The sequence below is a fragment of the Leucobacter sp. PH1c genome, from assembly GCF_000633415.1.
GTDB lineage: Bacteria > Actinomycetota > Actinomycetes > Actinomycetales > Microbacteriaceae > Leucobacter.
Genome location: NZ_AYMV01000020.1, coordinates 14151 through 28427, shown reverse-complemented (window position 1 = coordinate 28427; position 14277 = coordinate 14151). Strand labels below are relative to the sequence as shown.

Genomic DNA, 14277 nt, shown 5'->3' with positions numbered 1-14277 from the left:
GTGAACGGGGGAGGTGGCGGGTGCTGTGCGCCCCCCCCGGGGCAAGATTGGGACCGCTTTGATCCGGTATGGAGTGGCTATAACGGATCAAAGTCGCTGCAAACTTGGGGAAACGGGGCGAGCGACGAGGCAGAGCAGGGGAGAATGTGAGGCATGGACCTCACGACCGCCACCGCAGCGTTTCTCGCCGCGGTCCAGTCTGAGTACGGCTACTCCGAGCACACCGTGCGCGCGTATCGTCGGGACCTTCAGGACTTCACCGAGTTCGCCGCCGACGCCGGGTCGACGCAGCTCCCCGAGTGCGACCTCGAACTGATGCGCGCGTGGCTCTGGGATCGGCAGCAGCGCGGGCTCGCGGCGAGCACGCTCGCCCGGAACGTTGCCACACTGAAGTCGTTCGGCACCTGGCTCGAAACACGGCAACTCGTGCCGGGCAACCCCGCCGGGCGGCTGCGCACCCCGAAGGCTCCGCAGTCGCTGCCCCGCGTGCTCGGGGACGAACAGATCGCCCGCATCCTCGACCGAGCCGCGGCGCGCGCCGCGAGCGGGGACCCGGACGCGCTGCGCGACCACGCGGTACTCGAACTGCTGTACGCCACCGCGCTCCGGGTGTCTGAGTTGTGCGGCCTGAGCTCCAGCGGCTTGGATCGGCGGCAGCGCACCGTGCGCGTGCTCGGCAAGGGCGGCAAGGAGCGCGTGGTCCCCTTCGGCGCCCCGGCTGCGAAAGCGCTCGCCGCCTACGAGGAACACGGACGCCCGGCGCTCCTCGCCCGCGCGGCCGACCGAGGACCCGCGCGTGATGAGCGTGCGCCCGCAAGCTCCGGGCGCACCCCTGGGGGAGCGGAGCTGTTTCTCGGGACCTCGGGATCCCCGCTGACCCCGAGTGCCGTGTACCGGCTCGTCTCCCGAGAGCTCGAGCAGGAGCCGGGCGGTGGCCCGAGCGGACCGCACACCCTGCGCCACACGGCGGCGACCCACCTGCTCAACGGCGGAGCCGACCTGCGCGTGGTGCAGGAAATGCTGGGGCATTCCAGCCTCGCGAGCACACAGGTATACACGCATGTCTCCACGGAGCGGCTCGCCGAGCGTTATCGTCAGGCGCACCCCCGCGCCTGACCCCTGGCCGGAGTCCTGGCTCGGGCAGCCCGCTCAGTATCAGTCCCCGTCCCAGGGGAGCAGCTCGGGGCGTCCGAGCAGAAAACGGAGCGGCGAGACGTACCGCTCGTCGACCCGCACGCCGAGGTGCACGCACTCATCCCCGCAGTGCCCGCCGGCTGCGGCGAGGCCGATCGCGTCGCCCGCGCGAACGGCCGTGCCCGCCGGGGGAGCCGCGGTCACCGGCTCCAGCGCATAGACGGTCGTGGCATCGACGCGCACCGAGACCACAGAACGATCCGCGACTGCTCCGGCAAAGACGACCTCGCCGCCCGCTGGGGCGCGCACGGCCGCTCCCGGGTGTGCGGGCAGATCGATTCCCCGGTGCCCGGAGGTGTATGGGGTCTCGGGTGCGCGGAACGGTCCGACCACGTTGAGCGGGCCGGGGAGCGGCGACAGCCAGCGGTCGACGTACGGGTGGGAGCGCGCCGAGCGCTCGGCGCCGACCGGCGACGCCGAGCGCGGCACCGGGAAAACTGCGGAGTACCGCGGGGGAGCGTGCATCGGCGTGGGCGCGAGACCGCGCATCGGTGCGAGCGCGGACTCACACACGGGGGCCAGCGCCGGGATGAGTGCTCCGCCTGTGGCTTCGCGCTCGAACGCCGTGCCCGAGGTGTCCCGCCACTCGAGCGCGCGGAGCGTCCAGAGTGCCCCGAACGCACCGAGCAGGCTCAGTACGACGACCATGAGGAGCGCGCCCAGCGCGCGGGTTGCTCGGAAACTGAGGGTCGCTCGGGAATCGAGGGGTGCTCGGGATGCGCGTGCTGCTCGGGATGCGCGCGCTGCTTGGAATGCGCGCGATGCCCGAGGCGCGCGCGCTCGAGAGGGGAACCAACGGGAGAGAGTCATGTGGGGAGCATGCCGGGGCAGCGCGCTTCGGGGAGTGAAAGACGCGGGGTGTGGAAACGGATCCCGCTGAGGGCCTGGGGGCGGTGAGTGTGAGCGGAGCGCGGTACCGGAACGCGATGCATTTCGGCACCGGAACGCACCGCGATGCACCGCGACACCGCGCTGCACCGCGAACCCGGACACTCGAAACCCCGGAAACCCCGGAAACCCCGGCCGCCGGAAGCCCCGAAGCCCCGGCTGCCGGCCCTCCCGAAATCCCCGCCGCCGCGACACGCGAAACCGCGCGCCCGCGTGCGGTGCGCGGGGGACGCGGATGCTACACTGGTCGACGCGCCTCGAAAGAGGTGACTTCGCGTGCCCACTCATCGGCGCACCGCCACCGGTCTTCGGTTCTCTGATCGAAGCGGCGGGGCTCGAGGGCACCAGGATCTGATCGCATCCGCGATCGAATACAACCGCAAGCGCGCCATTCGTGGTGCGCAGAACAGGAGAACGGCAATGGCCGTCGTTACCATGCGCCAGCTGCTCGACAGCGGCGTCCACTTCGGACACCAGACCCGCCGCTGGAACCCGAAGATGAAGCGCTTCATCTTCACCGAGCGCTCGGGCATCTACATCATCGACCTGCAGCAGTCGCTCGGCTACATCGATGCCGCGTACGACTTCGTGAAGAACACCGTTGCCCGTGGCGGCAACATCCTCTTCGTCGGCACGAAGAAGCAGGCCCAGGAGGCCATCGCCGAGCAGGCGACCCGCGTGAACCAGCCCTACGTGAACCAGCGCTGGCTCGGCGGCCTCCTCACGAACTTCCAGACCGTCACCGGTCGCCTCGAGCGCATGAAGGAGCTCGAGCAGCTCGACTTCGAGGGCACCACGAGCGGCTTCACCAAGAAGGAGCTCCTCCTCAAGAAGCGCGAGCTCGAGAAGCTGCAGAAGTCGCTCGGCGGCATCCGCAACATGGGCAAGACGCCCTCGGCTCTCTGGGTGGTCGACACCAAGAAGGAGCACCTCGCGATCGACGAGGCGAAGAAGCTCGGTATCCCCGTGATCGCCATCCTCGACACGAACTGCGACCCCGACGAGGTCACCTACCCGATCCCGGGCAACGACGACGCGATCCGCTCGGTCGCGCTGCTCACCCGCGTGATCGCCGACGCCGTTGCTGAGGGCCTCATGGAGCGCCACCAGAAGCCCGAGGCTGGCGAGGCCGCTGCTGAGCCCCTCGCCGAGTGGGAGGTCGAGCTCCTCGGTGCCGAGACCCCCGCCGCCGAGGCTGCTGAGGCGCCCGCCGCTGAGGCACCCGCTGCAGAGGCCACCGAGGCCGCTGCTCCCGCTGCCGAGTAATTCGGTTCCCCGTACACGTTCAGAACCACTCAGAAGGAGTCACACATGGCTGCAGTAAGCATGGCCGCTGTGAAGGAGCTGCGCGAGCGTCTCGGCGCCGGCATGCTCGACAGCAAGAACGCACTCGTCGAGGCTGAGGGCGACATCGAGAAGGCGATTGAGATCCTGCGTCTCAAGGGCCTGAAGGGCGTCGCGAAGCGCGGCGACCGCGAGGCGAGCGAGGGTCTCGTCGCGGTCCGCCAGACCGAGGGTGCTGCAACGATGATCGAGCTCGTCTGCGAGACCGACTTCGTCGCGAAGAACGAGAAGTTCATCGCTCTGGCAGATCGCGTCCTCGACGCGATCACCGCCGCGAACGCGACGAACGCCGAGGAGGCCCTCGCGGCCCCCGCCGACGGCAAGACCGTTGCCGACGTGATCGCTGACGAGTCGGCGATCATCGGCGAGCGCATCGTGCTCCGCAAGGTCACGCGCGTCGAGGCTCCCGCGACGGCTGTCTACCTCCACCAGACCTCGAAGGATCTGCCCCCGCAGATCGGCGTGGTCGTGGGCTACGAGGGCGACGGGGCAGAGGCTGCACTCAGCATCGCTCGTCACATCTCGTTCGCCGATCCGCTCTACGTCACGCGCGACGAGGTTCCCGCGGCCGACGTCGAGAAGGAGCGCGAGATCGTCACCGAGATCTCGAAGAACGAGGGCAAGCCCGAGGCTGCGCTCCCGAAGATCGTTGAGGGGCGTCTGAACGCGTTCTTCAAGCAGGTCGTGCTCGGCGAGCAGGTCCACGCGCTGGATGACGAGAAGCGCGACGTGAAGAAGGTCGCTGAGGCGGCCGGCATCACGGTCACCAGCTTCGCTCGCAGCAAGGTCGGCGCCTAACTGGTAGTCACGGGACCCGGGCCAATTTGGTCCGGGTCCCGTGCTATGCCCGCACTATCATGGGCCTGAGTCGCAGGCCCCACACCATCCACCACCCGTGCCCCGCGAAGGAGACCCCACATGACTGAGACCGCAGACCGCAAGCGTCGAGTACTGCTGAAGCTTTCCGGCGAGGCGTTCGGTGGCGGCACCCTCGGGGTGAACCCCGACGTGGTGAGCCAGATCGCTCGCGAGATCGCCGCTGCAATGGAGCACGCCGAGGTCGCGGTCGTCGTCGGCGGCGGCAACTTCTTCCGCGGCGCCGAGCTCTCGCAGCGCGGCATGGACCGCGAGCGCGCCGACTACATGGGCATGCTGGGCACCGTGATGAACGCCCTCGCCCTTCAGGACTTCCTCGAGCAGGCGGGTGTCGAGACCCGCGTGCAGTCGGCGATCACGATGACGCAGGTCGCCGAGACCTACATCCCGCTCCGCGCGATCCGCCACCTCGAGAAGGGGCGCGTCGTGATCTTCGGCGCAGGCGCCGGCCTGCCCTACTTCTCCACGGACACGGTCTCCGCGCAGCGCGCGCTCGAGATCCACGCCGAAGAGGTCCTCGTGGCCAAGAACGGCGTCGATGGCGTCTACACGGCCGATCCCGCGAAGGATCCCGAGGCGACCCTCATCCGCGACATCAGCTACGGCGAGGCGCTCGTCCAGGGCCTCAAGGTCGTCGACTCGACCGCCTTCAGCCTCTGCATGGACAACGGCATGCCGATGCGCGTGTTCGGCATGGAGCCGGCGGGCAATGTCACCGCCGCGATCCGTGGCGAGAAGCTCGGCACGCTCGTTCACCGCTAAGCTTGATCCAGTTCGGCAACACATAAGGAGAGCACCGTGATCGAAGAGGTCTTCGTCGATATTAAGGACCGCATGAACGGCGCGGTCGAGTCCGCGAAGGAGGGCTTCGCCTCGGTGCGCACCGGTCGGGCCAACCCCGCGCTGCTGCAGAACCTGCAGGTCGACTACTACGGCACCCCGACGCCGCTGCCGCAGCTCGCCTCGGTGCAGAACCAGGACGCGCGCAGCCTCATCATCACCCCCTACGACAAGGGTGCGATGAAGGACATCGAGCAGGCGATCCGCGACATGCCGAACCTCGGGGCGAACCCCTCGAACGACGGCTCCGTGATCCGCGTCGCGCTGCCCGAGCTCACCGAGGAGCGCCGCAAGGAGTTCGTGAAGATCGTCAAGGGCCGTGCCGAGGACGCGCGCGTTGCGATCCGTAACGTGCGTCGCCAGGGCAAGGACGACCTCGAGGCGCTCAAGAGCGAGATCGGTGAGGACGAGGTGACGCGCGCCGAGAAGGAGCTCGAGCTCGTGACCAAGCAGTTCATCGAGCAGATCGATGATGCGCTGAAGCGCAAAGAAGCCGAGCTGCTGGAGGTCTGAGCCGCATGACCGGCTCGGAGCGTCGCGACGAGCTGCGCAGCGCCTTCGAATCGAAGCGCGCGCAGCTCGAAGCGACGAACGCCCGCATTGAGGCCCGCGCGGGCCGCAACCTGTTCTTCGCGATCCTCTCGGGGCTCGTGTTCGGCGGAGTGTTCCTCGCGAGCCTGTTCCTCATGCGCGAGGTGTTCGTCGCGCTCGTCGCGATCATCGTGTCGATCGCGCTCGTCGAGCTCGCATCGGCCTTCCGCGTGGCGGGGCGCCGCGTGCCCCGGGTGGGGGTCGTGCTCGGCGGCCTCGTCGTCGTGGGTGGCGCGTTCCTCTGGGGCGCCGAGGGCATGCTGCTCGGTCTCTTCGCCGGTTCGGCGCTCCTCACGGTCTGGCGTCTCGTCGAGGGGCTCTTCCCCGCGTGGGAGACGCCGCCGCGCACGCTCGTCCGCGACGTGTTCTCCGGGCTCTTCACGCTCGTCTACGTCGCCTTCCTCGCCTCCTTCGCGGTGCTGCTCGTCGATGCCGACCGCGGGGAGTGGTGGGTCTTCTCGCTCGTCGCGATCGTCGTGTCCGTCGATGTCGGGGCCTACGCCGCCGGCGTGACGCTCGGCCGCACCAAGATGACCCCGCGGATCAGCCCCAACAAGACCTGGGAGGGCTTCTTCGGCGCGGCGATCGTCGCGACCGCGGTCGGCGTCTCTGTCGCCATCTTCGCGCTCGACCAGCCCTGGTGGGTCGGTGTCGTGCTCGGCGTCGTCGTGCTGTTCACCGCAACCGGGGGAGACCTCACCGAGTCGCTCATCAAACGGAACCTCGGCGTCAAGGACATGAGTTCCTGGATCCCGGGCCACGGCGGCTTCCTGGATCGGCTCGACTCGCTGCTCCCCTCCGCCGTCGGCGTCTACGGCGTCGCGCTCGCGCTCGGGGTCGTGTGATGTCCGCACATTCCCAGCAAGGGCGGCGAGGCTCCGGGCAGAATGGATCGGTGCACACCTCGTTCCCGCTCGCGACCGGATCCCAGCTCGGCTACGCCCAGGAGCCCGTCGACGCCTTCCTGGCGCGCGCTCGCGGCGCCTACGAGGGGGCGGCCTCCGAAGGGACGCCGCTCACCGCCGAGGAGATCCGCCAGACAGCCTTCCCCGTGAAGCGCGCGGGCTACTCGACGCGCTACGTCGATGCCGCACTGGATCGCCTGGAAGAGGTGTTCTTCGAGCGCGAGCGGCGCGCCAAGGTCCGCGCCGCGGGCGAGGATGCGTGGTGGGACGAGACTCGCGCGCTCCTGTCCGAGGTGCGCGGTCGGATCCAGCGCCCGCGCGGTCGCCGGTTCCGGCGCCGGGGGATCTTCGCGACCGGCTACCGCCGCTCGCAGGTCGACGCCTTCCTCGACCGGGTCTCCGAGATGTTCGAGCGCCGCGAGCTCGAGATGCCGCCCGCCGAGGTGCGCGACGTCGTGTTCCACTCGCAGTGGCGCGGCTACGACGAGGATCAGGTCGACGCCCTGCTCGACGGCGTCGTGGAGATCATCCTTTCCACGCGCTAGTGCCGCCGCGCGGTGCGCTTCTGCCCGCCACATCTCGTGCTCCGCATGCGGTCACTCGGTTCGCCCTGACTGCGCGGTCGGTGCAGCCGCTACCGTCGGAGCGTTCCTTGCTCGACACACATGCACTCGGGTGTCGTCGGGGCCGGAACACCCTCGTGGAGCGTACTCGAGATACTCATTTGGCCGCGGCCTCCTGCGCCCGATCGATGGCAGTCCGTTCTGTGGTCTGCGACGACCGATGGACATGGGAGCTCTTTCCCTGTGAGCGCGCAGGGGGAAGATCGTGTCGGGAGTGAGCTCCTCAAGCGCTCGGTAGCCTGACCATGGAAAGCCTACGTTCACCAGACAAGGTCGAATTGCGGCAACTGGCGACACGGAAGTCCTGATGCGGTCACGCCTCGATGCTGGCGGCGGCTACTCTGCGACCTATTCTGTGGCCTCGAACGGGCCGGCTCCGCTCGACCCAAGCCAGAGGCGCGCCCGCAGATCCCCTTCAGATACAGGAGCCGTTTGGATATTTGGCGGCTTCGGCACGCGGGCCTCCCCATGGAAACGTGGCAAGAATAGGTACCCCGCGAGAGCTTTCTGTGCATGTTAGCTTGCTCCACACCCTGATGGCTTTCGTTGATTGGAGGATCGATGTTCGCACGCCTGTTCCTCTCGCTCTTAGATCTGACCGCCGACTCAGGGAAGTTGAGAGCCTCGCAGTCGCTGCGTGCGGGACATCACTCAAGCCTCAGGAAACGTACCGTTGCGATTGCCGCTGCTGTGGGGCTCGCGGGGGCACTTGCTGGCGTCTCGCTCGTTGCTGAAGAACCCACAACAGCAGAGGCCATTTCCTTCTGTAACGCGAACGAACCCACATCGATTCGCGGCTGGAACTCCTACTGCAATCGTGGGGCGTATGCAGTGTATGCGCTCAATAGCTGGTCTCGACACGGCAACTGGGCCGGGCACCGAACGTGGGCTTACAGCTCTGACGGGTTGTCATATGCGAACAGAGGGGTAATGAAGGGCTAGCGGATGATCTTCGCGGCGAATGAGAAAAAACTCATCCCTGTTGTGATGTTGGCACTGGTTCTCAGCGGGTGCGCCGATGGGGAATACACGGCTCCCGACGGCCCACGGTCCATTACCGGCCCTTGGGCTCAAGAAATCGCATCCTTGCTGAGAGACTATCCTTCGAGCTTTGCGCGAGAAGTATTTGCAGACAGCAAGGTTACGGAGCAGGAACTCTCGGAAGCAATAAACCTCGTTGAAGACTGCTTCACTCTGCACAATCTTGAAGTGACGTGGGATAAGTATGGCCGAGAGACTGTTACCGGCGAAACACTGTCCAGTGACCAACCGCCTGACATCTTGGGAGAGTGCGCGTTCTCGGACGGTGGGGTCATGGTCATGTATTACCGCATGCGACTGAATCCCGAAAAGGTTGATGACATGGAGCTGTGGGCCGCGTGCCTCGTTCAGGAGGGAGTGGTGGAGCCTGGATTCACCAAGCATGACCTCCTCGGGCAATTCGACGCCGGAAGCAAGCCCTGGGACGACAACGATCCGAGAGGTCCAGGGTGCATGACAGACCCGCTGGGACTCATGCCATAGTGCAGTCTGACACTGTGCTCGCCGGGAGAGCAGGTTGATTGGATGAGACCCTCCGGGGTGCCGAGTGAGCCCAGGCTCACTGGGCTGGCCCGCTCCGCCGGACAAAGAACTGAGTGAGCGACGCAAGACGACGCTCTTCCATTCCCTGCCGAGCAAGCTCATAGTGGGGTTTCCTGCTTCGACATTGCAGCCCTCCACCCGTACACGCAGCACACACCCAAACCCTCGTTCACGACAACACCGGCGAGGACAGACCTGATTGAGGAAGATGCCTGCACTCGCGCTCCGACGATGAAGCTACATCTCTATGAGACAGAGTGAAGCGCAGGAATATCGAGCATTGTCCTTCCGTACTCGAGGGCGATGTGTGGCTCATGGTTCCCTGTGCGCAGGGCGCATGAACTTCGCATCGTGTGCGGACCGTCGTTGATCTGAAAGCACACCCTGGGAACGCCTGTGGGGTGCCGTACGTGATGAGCGGCGTTCCTGGCGCACGCCTACTGTGCATCTTCCCGGTTGGCGCGCTGATCAAAGCGGTACGTACTGCTCACTACACGTGAGAGCGAGGATCGCTCATGTCGCACTTCATCTCGTAGTGCTGCCATTCTCGTCAGGGGAATGCGGGAATTTGCGGAGGACTTGCTCCGTCAAGTCAGGGCAGTCCGCACGGCTCCGTCCCGGCGGTGCTGGGAGAATTCCCGGCCGCGTTGTCCCCGAGCCGTTGCTGAGATAGAATCGTTACATTGTGGCTTCTCTGAACTCTTCCTCCGCCTCCCGTCGCTTCCGGCTGCGTGGCCCCATCGCGGGGCTCGCCGTCGTGGGCTTCCTCGGCGCTGCCGTCATCGCGCCCTTCGCGCTGCCGAGCGCGCAGGCGGACGACGAGGCGCTCGCCTACCAGGCGTTCCAGGAGCGGATCCACCAGGAGTTCACGCCCAACGTGTCGCCCGAGGCTGACCTGGTCTACGCCGAGGTTCCCGTCGTCCAGCTTCCCGATCCCGAGGAGGAGCGGAAGAAGAAGGAGGCCGAGGAGAAGGCGAAGAAGGAGGCCGAGGAGGCCAAGCTCGCCGCGGAACGCGAGGCCGGCGGATCGAGCGCCGGGCTCGGCGCGCCGCCGAAGTACTCCGGGGGCGGCTCGCCCGCCGAGTGGATGGGCGCCGCCGGCATCGCCGAGGGCGACTGGGGCTACGTCGACTTCATCGCTTCCAAGGAGAGCGGCTGGAACCCGAACGCGACGAACGCGAGCTCGGGCGCCTGCGGGCTGATCCAGGCGTACCCCTGCAGCAAGGTTCCCGGCAACGGCTACGACCCGATCGACAACCTGCGGTGGGCGAGCGGCTACGCGACCGACCGGTACGGGAGCTGGGCGCAGGCGTACGCCTTCTGGACCGCCAACCACTGGTGGTAGGGGATCCCCGGAATGCCGCGCAAGCACCGTCGCGCGCAGCCATCTGAGCTGCGCGATGTCACCCGCCTCGCGAACGGTGGTGCGCAGCGCGTGAGCCGCCGCGGACGCGAGTGGTTCGTCCGGGAGATTTCGGCGTCGCGCGCCGAGAAGGAGTACCGCTGCCCGGACTGCGGGTCCGGGATCCCGATCGGGCAAGCGCACGTCGTCGCCTGGTCCGCCGAACACCTGTTCGGGGACTCCGCAGCCGTGCAGGATCGGCGGCACTACCACGCGCACTGCTGGCGGCTCTCCTAGCTACCGCCCTGCGCGAGGAGCAGTTCGCCCGGAGGCTCCGAGGCTCCGAGCTCCGAGCGGGATGACCCTGACCGGGCGGTGCGCCCGGGATCCGCTCGCCCGGCTCAGAAGAGCGTCGGCGCCGACGGCGCAGCGGGCTCCACGTCCACCGCGGGCGCGGTACGGGCGGGAGCGCCGGCGAGACCGGGGCCTGCGTCGGGTGCCCGGCCCGCCTTGAACGCGGTCGCCGCAGCGCGCGCGCGATCGTCGGCCGCCTCGTTCAGGGGGTGCCCCACGTGGCCCTTCACCCACTCGAAGCGCACCGTGCGGCCGATGAGAGCCTCATCGATCCGCTCGAGCAGATCGCGGTTGAGCACGGGCTTGCCGTCGGCCTTGCGCCAGCCGCGTCGCTTCCAGCCCGGCATCCACTGCGTCACCGAGTTGATGACGTACTGGCTGTCGCACAGGATGAGGAGCGGCTCCTCGGCGCGCTCCGCAGTCGCGAGGAGCAGATCGAGCACCGCCATCAGCTCGCCCTGGTTGTTCGTGGCCTTGGGCCACCCGCCGGCGCGCCACTGCTGCTCGTCGATCACCCAGGCCCACCCGGCCGGTCCGGGATTGCCGAGTGCCGATCCGTCTGCTGCCGCGGTAAGAGTCATGGGTCCAGTCTGTCAGAGCGAGTGCGGTGGGGGAGTACAAAGCCCCGGCCGGGCGCGCGGGCCGCAGCCCGAGTGCGCGCCCTACCGGGGCCGGTGGTGGATCAGGACGCCGAGGCGTCCGTCGGCTGCGTGCCGGGCGCGGCGGAAGCATCGGCCTGCGCGCCGGAGCCCTGCGCATCGTCGCTCGTGAGCGCGTCGGCGACGGGCGCGTCGACGAGACGCCCGGCGACCGTGCTCATCTTCTGCGCGTTCGTGATGACCTCCCCGAGGCTCTCGAAGTAGCGCGCGACGGCGCCGCGCTCGACCTTGAGCTGGGTCATGCGGTCCTCCGCGGCCGCGAGCACCTTGGAGGCGCGGTCCTCGGCAGCGGCGAACGTCGCCTGCGCGCGGCGCTCCGCCTCGAGCACGATCTCCGCGGCCTGCCGCTCGGCTGCGGCGCGCGTGGTGCGCGCCTCCTGCGCGGCGTCACGGGTGATGACCTCGTACTCGGCCCGCGCGGCCTCGAGCTGGCCGCGGAGCTCGGTGAGCTCGGCCGCGACGGCCGAGGTCTCCTGCGCGGCGGTCTCGGCAGCGGTGCGCTGGCGCTCGGCGAGATCCTGCTCGAGGGCCTCGCGCTGCTGCGTCGAGCTCAGGCCGAACTCGCGGCTCTCGGTCTCGATGCGCTCCTGCAGCTCGCGGAGGCGGTCCTCGGTCTCGGCGCGCTGCGCGGCGAGCTGCGCCTCCTCCGTGCCGCGGTACTCGGCGAGCTCGGCGACCGTGTCCGCGCGGAGCAGATCGGTCTCCTCGGTTACGGCGGCGCGCTGAGCGGCCACCTCGCGAGCGATCGCGGCCTCATGCGCCTCGCGCTCGGTGCGGATTCGCTCCTCGTGCTGGGCGAGCTCGGTCGCGATGGTGCGATCGTGCTCGTCGCGCTCACGGGCGAGGTCGGCCGCGAGCTTCGCGCGCTCGCGCTCCATGCGGAGCTCCAGCTCCTCGCGCTCCAGGCCGAGTGCTTCCGCAGCCTCCTCGCGCAGGATCCGGGCCCGCTCGGTCTCCGCTGCGAGCTCGTCCGCGATGCGCTGCTCGTGCGCGATCAGCTGCGCGCTGAGGCGCTCGTCCTGCACCGTGGCCGCGTCGGCCAGGCTCGACTCGTGCGCGGCGCGCTCCCGCTCGGCGAGCTGCGCGGCGCGTTCGCGGGCGGTCGCGACCTCGTCGGCGTGCGTGCGCTGCTCCGCCTCGATCTGCTCGCGGTGCGCGGCCCACTCGGTGATCACGCGATCCTGGTGGGTGACGAGCTCCGAGCCGATGCGCTCCTCGTGAGCGCTGCGCTCCTCGCTGATGCGGGTCTCGTGCGCGGCGAGCTCGGCCGCGAGCGCGGACTCCTGCGCGTCGCGCGTCGCCGCGAGCTCCTGGGCCTGCCCCGCACGCTCGGTGGCGAGCGCCTCGTCGTGGCTCGCTCGCTCGGCGGCGATGCGCTCGGCGTGCTCGGCCTGCTCAGCGGCGATGCCCTCCTCGTGCGCGGCCCGCTCCGTCGCGATCCGCTCCTCGTGCGCGGCGCGCTCGCTCGCGATGGCGGCCTCGTGGGCCTCCCGCTCGCTCGCGATGCGGGCGTCGTGCGCCTCGCTTTCGCTCGCGATTCGGGTCTCGTGCGTCTCGCTCTCGGCGGCGATGCGGGCGTCGTGCGCCTCCCGCTCGGCGGCGAGCGTGGCGTCGTGCGCCTCTCGCTCGCTGTCGAGCTCCGTGCGCTGCTGCGTGCGCTCGGTGTCGATCCGCGACTCGTGCGCCTCCTGCTCATCGCGGAGACGTGCCTCGTGCGCGACGATCGCGGCGCGGAGCGACTCATCGTGCTGTGCGCGCTCGCGCGCGAGTTCCGCGTCGTGGGTCTCGCGCTCGGAGGCGATGCGCTCGCGATGCGCCGCGAACTCGCCGCTCAGCAGCTGCTCCTGCGCGTCGCGGGCAGCGGCCAGTTCGGCTTCCTGCGCGCTCTGCTCGTCGGCGCGCTCCTGGGAAGCGAGCGCGGTGAGGCGCTCCTGCTCGCGGTTCGTCTGCGCCGTGAGTGTCTCGAGCTCGGCGCGGTGCGCCTCGAGCTCGCGCGCGATCGCCGCCTCGTGCTCGGCCCGCTCCTGCGCCGCCCGGTCCTGGTGCGTCTGCTGCTCGAACGCGATGCGACGGTCGTGCTGTTCGCGCTCGCTCGCGAGGGCGGCGTCGTGCTCCTCGCGCTCCTGCGCGATGCGGCCGCGAAGCGTGTCCATCTCGGTGGTGAGCGCGCGGCGCTGCGCGTCGGCGTCGGCTTCGAGCTGGCGCGAGCGCTCCGTGAAGCGCTCCTCCTGCTCCGCCTCCTCCCGCTGCCGGGCTGCCTCGAACTCCGCGCGGGCGCGCTCGCCCTCGCGCACGAGCCGGGCGCGCTCGAGCTCGGCTTCCCGCTCGCTCTCCTCTTGCTGGCGCGACAGCGTGACTGCGCGGTGCTCGGTCTCGCCCCGGAGCTCCTCGGCCGCGGCGCGTGCCGCAGCCGTGACCCGCTCCGCCTCCGCCTGCGCCGTCGCGAGCTCGGCCTGCGCCGCGCGGTGCGCGCCCTCGCGCTCCGCCTGCGCTTCGCGCTCCGCGGTGCTGCGCGTCAGCTCGGCCGCGCGACGCGCCTCGTCAATCAGTCGCTCGCGCTCAGCGTTCGCCGCAGCGTCCTGCTCCGCGGTGTCGGTGCGCGCCCCCGTGATGAGCACCTCCGCCTGCTCGGACGCGGAGCGGACGAGCTCGTCGGCGCGGGCCTGCGCCGCGGCGAGCACGCGGGCGCTCTCCTCCTCGGAGCTGCGGCGCAGCTTCTCCGCGTCGAGATCGGCCTGGGCCATGAGTCGCTGGGCGTGATCCTCGGCGACCTGCAGGCTCTTCTCCACGCGGAGGCCGAGTCCCGAGTAGCCGCTCGCCCCGAGCTCCGCGACCTGCTCCTGCAGCTCGGCGATCAGCTGGCGCTGCTCCTGCCCGAGCGTGGACGCCTGCTGGTGCGCGGACTGCACCGCCTCGAGGTGCGACTGCAGCGTGGCGATGTGCCCCGTCAGTGCTCCGAGCCGTTCGTCGACCTCCTCGCGGTTGTAGCCGCGGAAGGCGGGGGAGAAGGGCTGGGCTGCTTCGGACACGTGCTCTCCGGGATCTGAAACGGGGTGTTCCCGCGCGTGACGCACCCG

13 protein-coding genes are annotated in these 14277 nt (G+C 69.2%); 10 read left to right on the top strand and 3 right to left on the bottom strand.

Annotation, left to right across the window (positions count from 1 at the left end; genetic code table 11):
- Positions 1 to 153 precede the first annotated feature (153 nt).
- A complete protein-coding gene (locus U874_RS0106810) occupies positions 154 to 1116 on the top strand; it encodes a tyrosine-type recombinase/integrase (protein ID WP_025133789.1) in 963 nt (320 codons plus the stop codon).
- Between the two features lie 39 nt (positions 1117 to 1155).
- Here the strand turns inward: U874_RS0106810 and U874_RS15070 are convergent, their stop codons facing one another.
- Positions 1156 to 1842, bottom strand: coding sequence for a murein hydrolase activator EnvC (locus tag U874_RS15070; RefSeq protein ID WP_025133788.1), 687 nt, complete (start codon positions 1840 to 1842; stop codon positions 1156 to 1158).
- Positions 1843 to 2502: 660 nt separating this feature from the next.
- Here U874_RS15070 and rpsB point away from each other — a divergent pair.
- From rpsB to U874_RS0106760, 9 genes are all read left to right on the top strand, one after another.
- Positions 2503 to 3348, top strand: coding sequence for a 30S ribosomal protein S2 (rpsB, locus tag U874_RS0106795; RefSeq protein WP_025133787.1), 846 nt, complete (start codon positions 2503 to 2505; stop codon positions 3346 to 3348).
- A 45-nt stretch (positions 3349 to 3393) separates the two neighbouring features.
- Positions 3394 to 4224 carry a translation elongation factor Ts gene (tsf, locus tag U874_RS0106790; RefSeq protein ID WP_025133786.1) on the top strand — a complete coding sequence of 277 codons (831 nt, stop codon included), beginning with the start codon at positions 3394 to 3396 and terminating at the stop codon, positions 4222 to 4224.
- Between the two features lie 120 nt (positions 4225 to 4344).
- Positions 4345 to 5064, top strand: a complete 720-nt coding sequence (gene pyrH / locus U874_RS0106785; protein ID WP_025133785.1) for a UMP kinase — start codon at positions 4345 to 4347, stop codon at positions 5062 to 5064.
- 36 nt (positions 5065 to 5100) lie between these two features.
- A complete protein-coding gene (frr, locus tag U874_RS0106780; protein ID WP_025133784.1) occupies positions 5101 to 5655 on the top strand; it encodes a ribosome recycling factor in 555 nt (184 codons plus the stop codon).
- A gap of 5 nt (positions 5656 to 5660) precedes the next feature.
- On the top strand, positions 5661 to 6578 hold the full coding sequence (locus tag U874_RS0106775; protein ID WP_025133783.1) for a phosphatidate cytidylyltransferase: 918 nt from the start codon (positions 5661 to 5663) through the stop codon (positions 6576 to 6578).
- Between the two features lie 50 nt (positions 6579 to 6628).
- Positions 6629 to 7183 (top strand): DivIVA domain-containing protein, encoded by a 555-nt coding sequence (locus U874_RS0106770; RefSeq protein ID WP_029987849.1) that lies wholly within the window; start codon positions 6629 to 6631, stop codon positions 7181 to 7183.
- A 1023-nt stretch (positions 7184 to 8206) separates the two neighbouring features.
- Positions 8207 to 8785, top strand: a complete 579-nt coding sequence (locus U874_RS15520; RefSeq protein WP_157834224.1) for a hypothetical protein — start codon at positions 8207 to 8209, stop codon at positions 8783 to 8785.
- Positions 8786 to 9530: 745 nt separating this feature from the next.
- The gene (locus tag U874_RS0106765; RefSeq protein ID WP_025133781.1) at positions 9531 to 10190 is read left to right on the top strand and encodes a transglycosylase SLT domain-containing protein; all 660 of its coding nucleotides are present in this window, start codon (positions 9531 to 9533) and stop codon (positions 10188 to 10190) included.
- A gap of 12 nt (positions 10191 to 10202) precedes the next feature.
- Positions 10203 to 10484, top strand: a complete 282-nt coding sequence (locus U874_RS0106760) for a hypothetical protein (RefSeq protein ID WP_025133780.1) — start codon at positions 10203 to 10205, stop codon at positions 10482 to 10484.
- Between the two features lie 104 nt (positions 10485 to 10588).
- On the opposite strand, the gene U874_RS0106755 is transcribed toward U874_RS0106760, so the two are convergent.
- Together U874_RS0106755 and U874_RS0106750 are read right to left on the bottom strand one after the other, a co-directional pair.
- Positions 10589 to 11122, bottom strand: coding sequence for a ribonuclease H (locus U874_RS0106755; RefSeq protein ID WP_025133779.1), 534 nt, complete (start codon positions 11120 to 11122; stop codon positions 10589 to 10591).
- Positions 11123 to 11223: 101 nt separating this feature from the next.
- The gene (locus U874_RS0106750; protein ID WP_025133778.1) at positions 11224 to 14229 is read right to left on the bottom strand and encodes a hypothetical protein; all 3006 of its coding nucleotides are present in this window, start codon (positions 14227 to 14229) and stop codon (positions 11224 to 11226) included.
- Positions 14230 to 14277: the final 48 nt, after the last annotated feature.